The 14,197-nt window shown below is 63.0% G+C and carries 14 protein-coding genes; 7 read left to right on the top strand and 7 right to left on the bottom strand.

The genetic code is table 11. The features are described 5' to 3' along the window. Positions 1–329 precede the first annotated feature (329 nt). Positions 330–560, top strand: coding sequence for a hypothetical protein (locus BM177_RS11925; protein WP_091682557.1), 231 nt, complete (start codon positions 330–332; stop codon positions 558–560). A gap of 27 nt (positions 561–587) precedes the next feature. Here BM177_RS11925 and dnaN read toward each other — a convergent pair whose 3' ends face one another. Beyond that, on the bottom strand, positions 588–1,706 hold the full coding sequence (gene dnaN / locus BM177_RS11920) for a DNA polymerase III subunit beta (RefSeq protein WP_091682555.1): 1,119 nt from the start codon (positions 1,704–1,706) through the stop codon (positions 588–590). A 290-nt stretch (positions 1,707–1,996) separates the two neighbouring features. Between dnaN and BM177_RS11915 the strand changes: the two genes are divergently transcribed. Beyond that, a complete protein-coding gene (locus BM177_RS11915) occupies positions 1,997–4,156 on the top strand; it encodes a transglycosylase domain-containing protein (RefSeq protein WP_244532282.1) in 2,160 nt (719 codons plus the stop codon). A 133-nt stretch (positions 4,157–4,289) separates the two neighbouring features. Next, a complete protein-coding gene (locus tag BM177_RS11910; RefSeq protein ID WP_091682550.1) occupies positions 4,290–4,547 on the top strand; it encodes a hypothetical protein in 258 nt (85 codons plus the stop codon). A 152-nt stretch (positions 4,548–4,699) separates the two neighbouring features. Here BM177_RS11910 and BM177_RS11905 read toward each other — a convergent pair whose 3' ends face one another. The 5 genes from BM177_RS11905 to BM177_RS11885 all read right to left on the bottom strand — a co-directional run bounded on the left by BM177_RS11905 (position 4,700) and on the right by BM177_RS11885 (position 9,737). Then, positions 4,700–6,202, bottom strand: coding sequence for a DUF1254 domain-containing protein (locus tag BM177_RS11905; RefSeq protein ID WP_210185905.1), 1,503 nt, complete (start codon positions 6,200–6,202; stop codon positions 4,700–4,702). Positions 6,203–6,586: 384 nt separating this feature from the next. Continuing rightward, positions 6,587–6,865 (bottom strand): hypothetical protein, encoded by a 279-nt coding sequence (locus BM177_RS11900; protein ID WP_091682548.1) that lies wholly within the window; start codon positions 6,863–6,865, stop codon positions 6,587–6,589. A 44-nt stretch (positions 6,866–6,909) separates the two neighbouring features. Then, positions 6,910–7,482 carry an NnrU family protein gene (locus BM177_RS11895; RefSeq protein ID WP_091682545.1) on the bottom strand — a complete coding sequence of 191 codons (573 nt, stop codon included), beginning with the start codon at positions 7,480–7,482 and terminating at the stop codon, positions 6,910–6,912. 119 nt (positions 7,483–7,601) lie between these two features. Next, positions 7,602–9,029 carry a pyruvate kinase gene (gene pyk, locus BM177_RS11890; protein WP_091682543.1) on the bottom strand — a complete coding sequence of 476 codons (1,428 nt, stop codon included), beginning with the start codon at positions 9,027–9,029 and terminating at the stop codon, positions 7,602–7,604. Positions 9,030–9,074: 45 nt separating this feature from the next. Then, positions 9,075–9,737, bottom strand: a complete 663-nt coding sequence (locus tag BM177_RS11885; RefSeq protein WP_425284394.1) for a DUF1036 domain-containing protein — start codon at positions 9,735–9,737, stop codon at positions 9,075–9,077. Positions 9,738–9,767: 30 nt separating this feature from the next. On the opposite strand from BM177_RS11885, the gene BM177_RS11880 reads away from it, so the two are divergent. The 3 genes from BM177_RS11880 (at position 9,768) to BM177_RS11870 (ending at position 11,930) form a co-directional block, all read left to right on the top strand. Next, entirely contained in the window at positions 9,768–10,580 is an 813-nt protein-coding gene (locus tag BM177_RS11880) for an N-formylglutamate amidohydrolase (RefSeq protein ID WP_091682540.1), read from the top strand. A 142-nt stretch (positions 10,581–10,722) separates the two neighbouring features. Beyond that, positions 10,723–10,977, top strand: coding sequence for a DUF2312 domain-containing protein (locus BM177_RS11875; protein WP_091682640.1), 255 nt, complete (start codon positions 10,723–10,725; stop codon positions 10,975–10,977). 35 nt (positions 10,978–11,012) lie between these two features. Continuing rightward, entirely contained in the window at positions 11,013–11,930 is a 918-nt protein-coding gene (locus tag BM177_RS11870) for a methyltransferase domain-containing protein (protein WP_091682538.1), read from the top strand. A gap of 97 nt (positions 11,931–12,027) precedes the next feature. Here BM177_RS11870 and BM177_RS11865 read toward each other — a convergent pair whose 3' ends face one another. Continuing rightward, positions 12,028–12,771 (bottom strand): SIMPL domain-containing protein, encoded by a 744-nt coding sequence (locus BM177_RS11865; protein WP_091682537.1) that lies wholly within the window; start codon positions 12,769–12,771, stop codon positions 12,028–12,030. Between the two features lie 203 nt (positions 12,772–12,974). Between BM177_RS11865 and rlmN the strand changes: the two genes are divergently transcribed. Then, a complete protein-coding gene (gene rlmN, locus BM177_RS11860; RefSeq protein WP_091682536.1) occupies positions 12,975–14,189 on the top strand; it encodes a dual-specificity RNA methyltransferase RlmN in 1,215 nt (404 codons plus the stop codon). Positions 14,190–14,197: the final 8 nt, after the last annotated feature.

Here is a 14,197-nt window from a genome sequence, read left to right as displayed (position 1 = left end):
GGGCTCACGCCCGCCGAGTTCGCCGACAGGGTTCAAAAGGATCAGACAGAGAACAGAGTCTGGTTATGAACGAGGGCATTCAAGGGGCAAGGTCAGCGCCTTCCAACGGGCGTGGCATTATGCATCGTCGGAGGTTCAACCGCCTGTGCATCGACCGGGGCCAAAGCCGCCATCATAAAAAATGAATCTAAATTTGCTGCTTGCTTTCCTTACGCGCGCGCCCCTGCAAACTTCTGAATTATGCGAAGGCGGGTCTTCCAGGGGCGAAGAAGGCTAAAACACTTCTTTTCGAAAATCGTTTTCGTAAGCCATGACAAGGAGGCGCGCAGATGTCGTCGGCAATTTTTGACACCATTAAAGCTCTGGAAGCTGCAAACGTGCATTTTTTTATTGAACGGACGAGGCCCGATACGGTTCGCTTATCCGCTACTTTTGTCGGCGAGAGGGTAGAAATCGACATTTTCGAGGATAACCATCTGGAAATCTCCCGCTTTCGCGGCGACGAATCCATCGAAGGCGGAAAAGAACTGCTGATGCGCATCTTGGAGAACGAGAAGTAGATTTCGCTGAGAGGGGTCGCCGTTCTCCTACACCCGCATCGGCATCAGCACATACAATGCGCTGGCGCCGTCCTGGTCCTGCACCAGCGTCGGCGAGCCGGGGTCGGCGAGTTTGAACAAAGCCGTGTCGCTGTCGAGCTGTTCGGTGATGTCGAGCAGGTAGCGAGCGTTGAAGCCGATATCCATCGGCGCCGCATCGTAATCGACGTCGAGCTCCTCGAAGGCCGAACCCGAATCAGGGTTTGTGACCGAGAGGGTCAGCTTGCCCTCCGACACGGCGAGCTTGACCGCTCTGCCCCGCTCCGAGGAAATCGTCGAGACCCTATCGACCGCGGCGGCGAAGGGCGCGCGGTCCACGACAAGTCTTTTGTCGTTGCCTGCGGGAATGACGCGGGCGTAATCGGGGAACGTCCCGTCGATCAGTTTAGAGGTGAGCACGATATCGCCGAAGGTGAAACGCGCCTTGGCGGTTGAAATCTCGACGCGGATCTCCTGCGCCGGATCGTCAAGCAGCTTTTGCACCTCCGCCACCGCCTTGCGCGGCACGATCACGCCCGGCATTCCCGCCGCGCCCTTCGGCGCCGGAACATCCACCCGCGCGAGCCGGTGGCCGTCGGTCGCGACGGCGCGCAGCATCAGATGACCCTCGACGTCGGCGGCGTGCAGGAAGACGCCGTTGAGATAATAGCGGGTCTCCTCGTTGGAGATGGCGAACTGGGTCTTGTCGATCAGCTTTTTGAGATCGGACGCGGCAAGGGTGAAATCGTGGCTGAGTTCGCCCGCCGTCAGATCCGGAAAATCGCTCTCCGGCAAGGATTGCAACAGGAATCGCGAACGCCCCGAACGCAGCTGCAGCTGGCCGCTTTCGCCGCTCGTCTCGAGCGAGACCTGCGCCCCGTCGGGAAGCTTGCGGACGATGTCATAGAGGATATGGGCGGGCAGCGTCGTCGCCCCGGCCTGGCCGACGTCGGCCGCGAGTCGTTCAGTGACTTCAAGATCGAGATCGGTCGCCTTGAGGGTCAGGAACCGGCCGTCCGCCTGCAACAGGACGTTGGAAAGGATCGGGATCGTGTTGCGGCGCTCCACCACGCGGTGAACATGGCCGAGCGACTTCAAAAGCGCCGCTCGTTCGAGAGTGACTTTCATGGGCATCCAATCGGCGGTGGTTCATCCCCTCGCGCGCCGTGCGGTCCGGCGCGGGGCGTGGACTTTGGCGCGGCTGCGGGGAAATCGCAAGTCGGACGCAAGGGTTGCGCACGGCTTTGACGCAGGAAACGGCGGCTTTTACGACGCGCGGCGGCCAGGGCGGCGTTTCATCGCCCTCGCTTCGCCTTTACGAGCCCTTAAGCCGCCCGGATTAAATGGAACGAAGCCTGGTGAAAGCGGCGCGGCGGGGCCTGCGCTCCGGAGTTTTTCTCGATGCGGCGGCGGACGGCATGACATATCGCAGCACTCCCGGGAGCCGGGAGCCGGGAGCGGGACGCGCCGAAACGCCGCGCAGGCGGCGCGCGCGGCGGGGCAGGCTCCTTGGCGGTTTTCTCTACTGGTGCTTCATTCTCTGCGTCTGGGCGGCGGTCGGGGGCGCGGGCGTCGTCGCCTATTACGTGGCGAAGCTGCCGCCGATCGACGAACTCGCGGTGCCGAAGCGCCCGCCCAATATCGCCATTCTTTCAGATTCCGGAGTTCTGCTCGCCAATCGCGGCGACACCGGCGGTGCCGCGGTGAGGATCGCCGATCTGCCGCCCTATCTGCCCAAAGCCTTTGTCGCGATCGAGGACCGGCGGTTCTATTCGCATTACGGCGTTGACCCGCTCGGCATCCTGCGCGCCCTGACGCGCAATGCGGCGGGCGGCGCGATGCAGGGCGGCTCGACCCTGACCCAGCAACTCGCCAAGAACCTGTTCCTGACCCAGGAGCGGACCCTCTCGCGCAAGATCCAGGAGGCGATCCTGGCGCTCTGGCTGGAGCATCATTATTCCAAGAACCAGATTCTGGAGATGTATCTGAACCGGGTCTATTTCGGCTCCGGCGCCTATGGGGTCGAGGCCGCGGCGCGCAAATATTTCGGCCACGGCGCGCGCGAGGCGACGCTGCCCGAGGCGGCCGTGCTCGCCGGACTGATGAAGGCGCCGACGAAGCTCGCGCCCAACCGCAATCCCGCGGGCGCCTCGGAACGCGCGGCGCAGGTCCTCGCGGCGATGGCGCAGGACGGGTTGATCACCGACGCGATGGCGGCGCTCGCCCTCGCCCATCCGGCCTACGCCGTGCGCGACCAGGGCGCCGGGTCGGTCAATTACGCCGCCGATTATGTGATGGACGTCCTCGACGATACGATCGGCGCGGTCGAGGAGGACATCGTTGTCTCGACGACGATCAACGCGGGCCTTCAGGGCGCGGCGGAGAAGGCGCTCGGCGAGGAGCTCGACCGCAAAGGCGAGGCGTTCGGCGTGAGCCAGGGCGCGATCGTCGCGATGGACCCGGACGGGGCGATCAAGGCGCTCGTCGGCGGACGCAATTACTCCGACAGCCAGTTCAACCGCGCGGTCTTCGCCAAACGGCAGCCCGGCTCCGCCTTCAAACCGTTCGTCTATCTCACGGCGCTCGAACATGGTCTGACCCCCGGCTCGGTGCGCGAGGACGCCCCGGTCAATGTGAAGGGCTGGCAACCGGAGAATTACTCCCACGAATATTTCGGCCCGGTCACGCTGACGAAGGCCCTGTCGCTCTCGCTGAACACCGTCGCCGTGCGGCTTGGCGTCGAGGTCGGGCCGAAGGCGATCGTCAAGACCGCCCACCGGCTCGGAATCGCCTCGGAGTTGAACACCAACGCCTCGATCGCGCTCGGGACCTCCGAAGTCACGCCGCTGGAGCTCGTCACCGCTTACGCGCCTTTCGCCAATGGCGGCGTCGGCGTGCAGGCGCAGATCGTCTCCAAAGTGAAGACCAGCGCCGGGAAGCTGCTTTACCAGCGCAAGGGCGCCAGCAACGGCCGCGTCATCGATCCCGCCTATGACGCGATGATGAACACGATGATGCAGGAGACCCTGCTCACCGGAACCGCGCGCAAGGGCGACGTTCCCGGCTGGCAGGCCGCCGGCAAGACCGGCACCAGCCAGGATTGGCGCGACGCCTGGTTCATCGGCTACACGAGCCATCTCGTCACCGGCGTCTGGCTCGGCAACGACGACAGTTCGCCGACGAGGAAAGCCTCGGGCGGCAATCTTCCGGTCGAGATCTGGTCGCGATTCATGCGCGTCGCGCATCAGGGCGTTCCGCCGCAGCCTCTTCCCGGCGGCCTCTGGCAGGGTGCGCCGCAACAAAGCGCTCCAGGCGAGGAAGCCAATCCGTTCTGGCCGTTTGCGCCGCCCGTCGCCCAGAACGCCCCCCGCGCGCCCGTCCAGAATGTCGGGGATGCGCGAAGCGCGCCGCCGGGCGGGGCGGGTCAGACCTCGCGCGCCCAGACGGAACGGCCGGGCCGTTCCGGCGGACTGCTGCCGCCGGGGTTGATCCCGCAAGGAGGCGAAGCCCGGCAGATTCCCTCGGCTCCTTCAGCTCCAAGAGAGCGCAATTTCTTCGAGACCTTGTTCGGGGGGTAGCCGATCGCCGGAAAACCGCGCTTCCGGCATCTACCGGGGAACCTTGCGGGGACCTTGCTGGAACAAATGATCTGGACGTCAAAAATTGGAGTATAAGGGCCGAAGCGCTTTGGCGACATCGGAACCGAGATTCATGGACCTGATCGTATTTCTGAAAATCGTGCCCGCGGTCTTGGGCGTGGCGGGACTCCTCACCTATTCAATGCGCCCCCGCGAACCAGACCCCCAGGACGACCTGGAAACGCTGACGCAAGCCATCCGCAAGAACAGCGTGCTGATTGGTTGCGGCGCGTTGATCCTTTTCAGCACGTGGCTGTTCTTCCGTCCAGCGCCGCCCGATCACGACGCCGCCCTGCCTCCTGAGCGCGCGTTCGTCCAAAGCTTGTCCTGAGCAGCGCCGGGCGCGCCTCGACCGGCGGGTCCAAACACCTAGAGCATAGTCCGATTGGATTGAATCAATCCAATCGAGAAGAATATGCTCAAGCTACTGACTCTGGAGCGATTTCTGATCGATCGCATGACGTCATGCGATCGGAAAGCGCTCTAGTGGCTCAACTCGAAGTCGCCTGGCTTCCATGACTTGTCGAACCAAGGTTCCAGGGGACCATAAAGCCGCAGGATCACATTGTACCCTTTGCCGGGCATGGTTTGGACCCAGTTTTTTTCTTGGCCCATAGGCGGCTTAGGCCCGAACGAAACAGTGTACGACCCGTCGGAATTTGCCTTCAGCCCCGGCGCGGCATTGTCGATTCCGGCTGACTTCTGATCAGTTTCCAGAAGGGAGCGCGACTGGTTGCTGTATACCGCGAATGACCAAAACTGCTTGGCGGGGACCGGACCCGGCAGTGTGAGCTTGTACGTTTTTCCTCCGTCGAGAGCATTGCCCTTGGAGTCTAGGAAAGCCACTGCGTAAGCCGAACCCGTACCAGGCTTCGCATCAGCCATGGCTGGTGTAATGCCCGTTGCGTAATAGAAAAACATCGAGCGCGCGTCGAGTATACGTTCCGCCCCATCGGCGAAAAGATAGCTGTTGCCGACGAAGGGAGTTTCCCATTGCCGGTCAGCATAGAATTTCGTCCGCGGGTCACGCGGAGCCCACAACAATGCGCGTGCGGCGCCATTTCCAATTGCCACGGCATCAGTCAGAATTTTCTTCATCCGTGCGTCGGGGCTGAACGGCTTGTCCTTCTTGATGCCAATGGCTGCAAACAGGCCAACGGTTTCCGGCGGCACGAAGTTGGCTGGTTCGCTTTGAACAACAGAATTCAATTCATCATAGAACTCAAACGTGTTCGAACTGATAGTGTTGAACTGCTTGCCGGATATATCGACAAACGTCGTCTGCGGTGAGGTTTGAGCCGCTGCCAGCGGGTAGACCTGGTTGTTTGTCTTCACGCTCTTGACGGCGGCGGCGATGTCGCCGTGCTCCACGAATACACGGAAGAACACGAGAAGTCGGTTCGTTGACGACTTGATGACGTGATAGCCCTCCGTGGGCACACTGCCAGAATAGCCTGGAGGCAGAAACAGATATTTACCGCCCTTACCAGCGTCTGGTCCGGTCAGGCCGATGTCCGTGACCCAGCGAAAATAGGCGTCATCGACGGGCCCGAGAACACCAGGGGGCGCCTGCAACACAACGGGACCCGTATTGAGGTTGAGACATGATAGGACATAGGGGGTCGTTGTATTGGCTGTGAGGAAGAGCGAACGGGCATCCATCAGACTTTCAGTCATGCCAAATGTCTGGTTCTCCCTTACGCCGACCTCGCTGAGACCACGACAAATGGCATAGACCGAAGTCGCTGGCATTCCCTGCATGAAAGTCTCAATCCCACGACTAAGATCAAGCTGATCGTAAACTAAAGTCACGGTGTTCTTGTCGGGCGCGCCATCCTTGTAGTGCAGGGCGCCAATCGAGGTGTGGACCACGTCAGGCGTTACGATCGAGGATGGAATTTTTGCCGAGTACTTTAGCTGATCCGCACTCAACGCAGAGCCCAGGTTACCGAAAACTGTCAATATTACCCCGGAGAAGAGCAACATAGACCTCGAATTCATCCTCATTCTCCGATACAAACAACGGTAACTGCGCTGATCGCATTGACGATATTTTATTCCTGCACAGCTTGCAAACCAGGCGAGCGGCCACGTTAGCAGGCGCTTGAGCATGGACGCGGCTTTTGATGATCCGACGACCGCTTTTGGCGGCCCTCTGCGGACCTCCAGGACGTTTCCGTCCAGTGTCCGGAAGTGGGTTCCAAGAGTTAGATTTTGACCGCCGGATCCTTCACACGGTGGTTTTGCCAATGCTCTCAAAAGCATCTTCCGATCGGAATGAATCAATCCAATCGACAAGACTATGCTCGAGCTTTTGACTCTGGAGCGATTTCTGATCGATCGCATGACCCCATGCGATCGGGAAGCGCTCTAGCGGGCAGACTTGTCGTCGCGGCCAAGTTCCGGCGGCCGCGGCGGATTCATGAGGCGCAGCCAGGGCGACCACGCCGCCTCCATCGCCCGCATCCAGAACAGCATGGGATTGCCGGCTTCGGACAGATTGAACAGCGCGTCGAACGAAGGCCTTGCCCGCAAGGTGATCGCAACCATCTCCTCGCCGCCTTCCCAGGGCCGGCGATGACGGATTTCGATATCGAGATTTGGCAATTGCGCCAACGCCGTCGTCTCGTCGTAATCGGATTTTTCCATGATTTTACATCCCTGGCTTACGCCGTTTACGGTCTATCCACGAGTCACGTCAGGACGGGCGCGCCGATCAGGACCGGATGCAGGGCGATCATCGCCAGATAGGCGAGGGTTCCGGCTCCGAGGGCGATGGCGTCGGCGCGGGTGAAGGACGTGATCCTCGGGGCGCCGAGATCGCCGCGCTTCTTCACCGCGATGCGGTCGTAGACGGCGAAGGCGAGAAACGAACCAAACAGGATCATGCCGCCAAGATCGCCGTTGACCAGAAGATGCGCCAGCGCCCAGATCTTGATGGCGACGAGCATCGGGTGGCGGAGCCAGCCCCTGATCCTGCCGGGCGCCGGGTTCATGCAAGCCAGCGCGATGAAGGCGAACCACATCAGCATAATCGTCAGATGGCGGGTCCAGAGCGGCGGGCTCCAGACGTGGATCAGGCCTTCCGCCCGGTAACGGGAAAATCCCCACACGATCAGAACGAATCCGGCGATCGCGGCGGCGGAATAGCCGATCCTGAAGACGGCGGCGCCGAACCTTTTGATGAGGTCCGCCCGCGTATCGCGAAAGGTCGAAAGGACATGCACGCCGAGAAAGACGGCGATCCCGAGGATGAGAACAAGCATTTTTCCCCTCTGCGTTGCAAGCTCCGGCGGCTGATTCCGCACATTGGCAGGCGTTACATTGGCAGGCGTTCGCGCGGCTCGTTTGACCCGCAATCTTCCGGCGGGCCCAGCCCCTTCACTCAGTCGGGCTCGTCGTCGAGCAGAGCGATGCGGACCATATTGGTCGCGCCGGGCGAGCCGAATGGAACGCCGGCGACGACGATGATCCGGTCGCCGGCCTTGCCGAAGCCCTCGCGCACGGCCCATTTGCAGGCCCGCGACGACATGTCGTCGATGTCATGCGCGTCCTTGGCGACAATGGCGTGAACGCCCCAGACGAGGGCGAGGCGGCCCGCAGTTTCGGGATGCGGCGTCAAGGCGAGCACCGGAGCCTCCGGCCGCTCGCGCGCGATCCGCATCGCTGTCGCGCCCGAGGAGGTCCAGGCGACGATCGCCTTCAAATCCAGCGTTTCCGCGACATTCCGGGCGGCGACGGCGATCGCGTCGGCGCCCGTCGCTTCGGGCACGGCGCGCTGCGCGCTGATAATGCCGCGATAGTAAGGATCGCGCTCCACCTCGGCCGCGATCTTGTTCATCGTCGCAACCGCCTCCACGGGATATTGCCCGGCCGCGCTTTCCGCCGAAAGCATGACCGCGTCGGCGCCCTCGAAGACGGCGGTGGCGACGTCGGACACCTCCGCCCTCGTCGGAACCGGAGCGTTGATCATCGATTCCAGCATCTGGGTCGCGACAACGACGGGTTTCCCGAGGCGGCGCGCGGTCCGGTTGATCCGCTTTTGCAGACCGGGAACCCTTTCCAGCGGCATTTCGACGCCAAGATCGCCGCGCGCGACCATCAATCCATCGGACACCTCGACGATCTCGTCGAGGCGCGAGATCGCCTGCGGCTTTTCGATCTTCGACATCACCAGCGCCCGTCCGCGGGTGAGTTTCTTCACCTCGACGACATCCTCGGGCCGCTGGACGAAGGAGACGGCGATCCAGTCGACACCCTCCTGAAGCCCGGCTTCGAGATCGGCGCGATCCTTGGCGGTCATCGGCGAGACCGGAATCTCGGTGTCGGGCAGGCTGACGCCCTTGCGGTTGGAGATTTCGCCCGCGATCTCGACGATGGCGACCGCGCGGCCCGCATCCGCCGAGGCGACGGTAAGGCGGACCTTGCCGTCGTCGATCAAAAGGGTGTGCCCCGGCCTCAGCGCGAGCAGGATCTCGGGGTGAGGGAGCCAGACCCGGGCGTTGTCGCCGGGCGCCGGATTGTTGTCGAGCGTGAAGGTCGCGCCCTTGACCAGCTTGACCGCGCGATCGGCGAAGGCGCCGATGCGCAGCTTCGGCCCCTGCAGATCGAGAAGGACGCCGATCCTCGTGTTCAGCTCCGCCTCGACGGTCCGGATGATCTTGATCTGGGCGCGCATCTGTTCGTGCGTCGCGTGACTCATATTGATCCGGAACACATCCGCGCCGGCTTTAACCAGCGCGGCGACGACGGCCTCGTTCGCCGAGGCCGGCCCAAGGGTCGCGATGATTTTGCACCGGCGCATCCGCAGCATTCGAGCCTCGTCAAACCCTATTCCGAGCCAAATTCCAGATCTTATTCAGGGAGTAGGCCGCGTTTCCACCGGGTCCGTCAATTGAACCGTCCAGTTCTTCGCGTCCTTGCCGGTGTCGACTTCAAAAAAACCGGTCCGGTCGAACCCGCGGACGAAGCAATCTTCCCGCCCGAGAATCCGGAATTCGCGATCGCGCGAACACATAAAGGCCTTGCCCTTCCATTCGCCGCCGCGCTCGTCCATCGCGTAAACATAATAGAATTCGGCGGCAAGCGGCCCTCGCACCAAAGTCTCGCATGCGCTGGCCTTGAGATTCCACCAGCCCTCGCTGACCCAGATTTCGCCATCGGTATAGGCGAGCGCAACGCTCACCCTGCCGTTGGTGTTGTTGCAGAGGCGAAAATCCGCATATGCTGGTGGGATGCTGACAAAAGCGGCGGCGGCCGCGATCATGGCCGGGATAATAGCTTGCTTCATTCGCGTCAAGGTCGAGGTTGCAGGGTGAAGTCCGGCGGGAGCGAGCCGCGCCGGGGCCGGGCGCGCGGCGCACATTCTGTACATAAGCTTGCTGTACACGAGCTTGGCGCAAACCGCCATCCGCGCCTGATCGGGGTGGCGCGGCTCTTCGGCCTGCGATAGAAGCCCTGTCGCGGCGTCGTTTCCGGGACTTCCGGCCAAATTTCCGGGCTTCCGGGCTTCAAACCGCACATTCGTCTCCCTTCAGCTGGATCCGCCCGCTTGCAGCATTCTCCCCCGCCGCCGGGAACGACGCATGAGGCCATCGAATATATCGAAGGCGCCCCGGATTCGGCAGTCCTCCTGCTTTGCGATCATGCGACCAATGCGCTTCCGGACTCTTACGGAACGCTTGGCCTGCCCCAAGGTCAGCTTGATCGCCACATCGGCTATGACATTGGCGCCGCCTGGATCACCCGCAGGCTCGCCGCGGATCTTGGCGCCCCGGCGATCCTGTCACGCTTTTCGCGTCTCCTGATTGATCCCAACCGCGGCGCCGACGATCCGACCCTCGTGATGCGAATCGCCGATGGGCAGATCGTTCCCGGCAATGCGCGAATCGGCGCGGCGGAGATCGAGCGGCGGCGCGCGGCCTTCTGGTCGCCTTATCGCGCGGCGATCACCGCGAAGCTCGACGCCATGATCGCCAGCGGCCCCCCTCCCGCAGTGATCTCGGTGCACAGCTTCACCCCGGTCCTGAAAGACACGCCAAGACCTTGGGAAATCGGGATTTTGTGGGACAGCGACGAGCGTTTCGCCAAGCCGCTGATCGCCGCGTTGAGGGACGAAGGTTTCGTCACCGGCGACAACGAGCCCTACGACGGCGCCCTCGAAGGCGATACGCTCGACGAGGAGGTCACGCGGCGCGGACTGGCCGGGCTGCTCGTCGAAGCGCGGCAGGATCTTGTCGCGACCGCAACCGACGCCGCCGCTTTCGCGGACAAGCTGGCGCGGGTCCTGCGCCCGATATTGAATCGGCCCGAGCTTCGCCGCGTCGAGTTCTCCCCGAGCCGGACGGGCCGGGGCCGGGGTTGAGAGCACGGCAGAGCGAACGAGGGATTGCGGGGATTGCCCGCCAAATCGCTTGACGCCCGCGCGGCGAGGCCGCATTGCGAGCCTCGGTCTGGCGGCAGGGCCGTCCGGCGCGCAACGCGCAGCAGATAAGGAATATTCAGGAATGACGGCAGACATCGCCGAAACGGGGGTAGCGGCGCAAGAGCTGACTCAGTTTGTGGAACGGGTGGAGCGGCTGGAGGAAGAAAAGAAAGGCATTTCCGATGACATCCGCGACGTTTACGCCGAGATGAAGGGGCGCGGCTTCGACGTCAAGGTGGTGCGGCAGATCGTCCGGATGCGCAAACAGGATCATTCCGAGCGCAAGGAGATGGAGGCTATTCTCGAGCTGTACATGGCCGCTCTGAAGATGACCTGAGCCGCGCTCACGCTCGCGAACCCCGCCGGAGCCTCATGGCCGCGCCGCCAACCAGAATTTTCGATCGCGGCCTGATCCGGCGCCGGCAGGCTCGCGCCCTCGCCCAGAGCGAGGGCGTCCAAGGCGATCAGGGCGCCGACTTTCTGCTTCGTTACGCGATCGATGACATCTGCGAACGTCGCGGAGCCGTCAAACGCGATTTCACTTCAATCATTGACCTCGGCACGCCCTCGCCCGCCCTGGCTGAGAGGCTTTCCGCCGCGGCTGGAGCCGGCTTCGTCGCGCGCGTCGCGCCGCTGGTTCGAACCCTCGGCGGCGCCCGCCTTCTTTCCGTCGTCGGAGACGAGGAATACGTTCCGCTTGCGACAGCGCGCTTCGATCTCGCCGTGTCCGCTTTGGCCCTGCATTACGCCAACGATCTTCCCGGCGCGCTCGTCCAGATTCGGCATGCCCTGAAGCCTGACGGTCTTTTTCTCGGTTGCCTGCTCGGCGGGCGGAGCCTCAACGAATTGCGGACGGCTTTGGCCGCCGCCGAGACGGAGATTTGCGGCGGCGTCAGTCCGCGCGTCGCGCCCTTCGCCGATGTTCGCGATCTGGGCGGGCTGCTGCAAAGGGCCGGCTTCGCCTTGCCAGTGGCGGACAGCGAGCCTTTGAGCGTGCGCTACGCCGATATGTTCGGGCTGATGGCCGATCTGCGCGCGATGGGCGCGTCCAATGCGCTCGAAGCGCGCCGCCGCGCGCCGCCTCCGCGGGCGCTGTTCGCCCGCGCGGCGCAGATTTACGCCGAGCGTTTCGCCGACCCGGACGGACGCGTGCGCGCAACCTTCGAACTCATTTTTATATCCGGCTGGGCGCCGCACGAAAGCCAGCAAAAGCCCCTGGCGCCAGGGTCCGCGAAGATGCGCCTCGCCGACGCCCTTCGCACGCGCCCGGACAACCCGGACGAGGCCTGACAGGGCCTTGAGCATATTACGATCGGAATATGCTCAAGTTTTTGACTCTGGAGCGATTTCTGATCGACCGCATGACGTCATGCGATCGGAAAGCGCTCTATTGCGCCAGTTCCCAGCTGACCTGCACGTCCGTCTGAAGCGTCTCGACGCCGGGCTCGATCGGGATCGCGCTCGCTGGGTCGCTTTGTACGCTCTTGGCCATGGCGGCGGGGGCGAAGGCGTGCGGCGAAGGCGTGGAAATCTCCAGCACCCGTCCGAGTTTCAGCCCGAGACCGTTGACGTAGGAGGTCGCCTTGCGCAGCGCGTCGCGCACGGCGGCGGTGCGCAGGGCGTCGAATTTTTCTTCCCTTGATTCATATTCGAAAACGACGCCGCCAAAACTGTTCGCGCCCTTGTCGATGAGCTGGCGCGCAAGCGCGCCGGCCTTGGCCATCTGCCGGACGCGAATGCTGAGATCGTTGCGGGCGCTGTAGCCGCGCAGCTTTCGTTTGATCAGCCTGCCGTTCGCGTCGAGGGTTTCGTCGTAAACCGGCGACAGCGTCACGGCGAGCGTGCGCACATCCCTCGCCTCGACGCCCTGCGCTTTGATTTCAGCGACGATCGCCTGCGCGGCGCGGGCGTTCTCGCTCGCGGCCTCGGACGCGGTAGGCCGCTCGGTGACGGCGCCGAGCGTGATCGTCGCGATATTGGGCTCCACCTCGGCGCTGGCCGAACCCGTCGTCGTGATCGACGGCACGCTGTTCTTCAGCAAACATTCGTCCGCCCGGGCGACGAGGGGGGCGATCCCCCATGCCGCAGCGAGGGCAAGGATCTGGACAGAGAATGTTCGATGCGCTGACATGCTGCGTCCTCATTGGCGGTTTAGAGCGCTTTCCGATCGCATGACTTCATGCGCTCGATCAGAAATCGCTCCAGAGTCAAAAGCTTGATCATATTCTTCTCGATTGGATGGGTTTGCTCCAATCGAGAAGAATATGCTCCAGCGCGCGGATCCTGCGCGCGGAGCCGGTGGAGAAATCACGGCCGCTATGCTAGGAATCCGTGATGATCACGTCCAGTCTCGTCGCGGAAACGCCGCCTTCGCCGCCCTCCCCGCGCTCGCCCCCCCGGTCTCTCGCCGGCGCGACCCGCGCCGAACTTGCCGGAGCCCTCGCCTCCGTGGGCGTGCCCGAACGCGAAATCAGGATGCGTGTCGCCCAGCTCTGGCGCTGGATCTATTTCCAGGGCGCGACCTCGTTCGACTCGATGCTCAATGTCGCCAAGCCATTACGAGCCAGGCTCGCAGAAAGCTTCACGCTCGACCGGCCGAAGGTCGCCGCCGTGCAGGTCTCCTCCGACGGCACCCGCAAATGGCTGATCCGCCTCGACCCAGCCCCGAATGACAAAGGCGCCCCGGATGACAAAGGCGCCGAGATCGAGTGCGTCTATATTCCCGAAAGCGATCGGGGCACTTTGTGCGTCTCCAGTCAGGTCGGCTGCACCCTGACCTGTTCATTCTGCCACACCGGGACGCAAAAGCTTGTCCGCAATTTATCAGCTCAAGAGATCATTTCTCAACTTATAATCGCGCGCGAGCAGATAGGCGATTTTCCCGGTCTGACCCCTCCCGCCGACGGCCTGCTCCCGACCGAAGGCTCGCGGGCCATCTCCAATATCGTCTTCATGGGCATGGGCGAACCGCTCTATAATTACGAGAACGTCCGGGACGCGGTGGCGATCCTGTCGGACGGCGACGGCCTCTCCCTGTCGAAGCGGAGGATCACGGTCTCGACGGCGGGCGTCGTCCCGCGCCTCGCCGAACTGGGCTCCGAAACCGGCGCGATGCTGGCGATTTCCCTTCATGCGGTGCGCGACGATCTGCGCGACAAACTCGTGCCGCTCAACAAGAAATATCCGATCGCCGAACTCCTCCAGGCGTGCCGGACCTTCCCCGGGGCCTCGAACGCACGGCGCATCACCTTCGAATATGTTATGCTGAAGGGGATCAACGACTCGCCCGCGGAGGCGCGCGAACTGGTGCGGCTTCTGAAAGGGATCCCGGCCAAGATCAACCTCATTCCGTTCAACCCGTGGCCGGGCGCGCCTTACGAATGCTCCGACTGGCCGACGATCGAGAAATTTTCCGACATCGTTTTCAACGCGGGCTATGCAAGCCCCGTCCGCACGCCGCGCGGGCGCGACATTCTCGCCGCCTGCGGCCAGTTGAAAAGCGAAACCGAAAAGCTTCGTGCAAGGGCGAGGCTCGCAGCCGCGCCCTGACGCGCGTT

The organism is Methylocapsa palsarum (assembly GCF_900114285.1).
GTDB classification, from domain to species: domain Bacteria; phylum Pseudomonadota; class Alphaproteobacteria; order Rhizobiales; family Beijerinckiaceae; genus Methylocapsa; species Methylocapsa palsarum.
The sequence above is the reverse complement of the archived record's forward strand: the minus strand, read 5'-3'. Positions and strand labels throughout refer to the sequence as shown.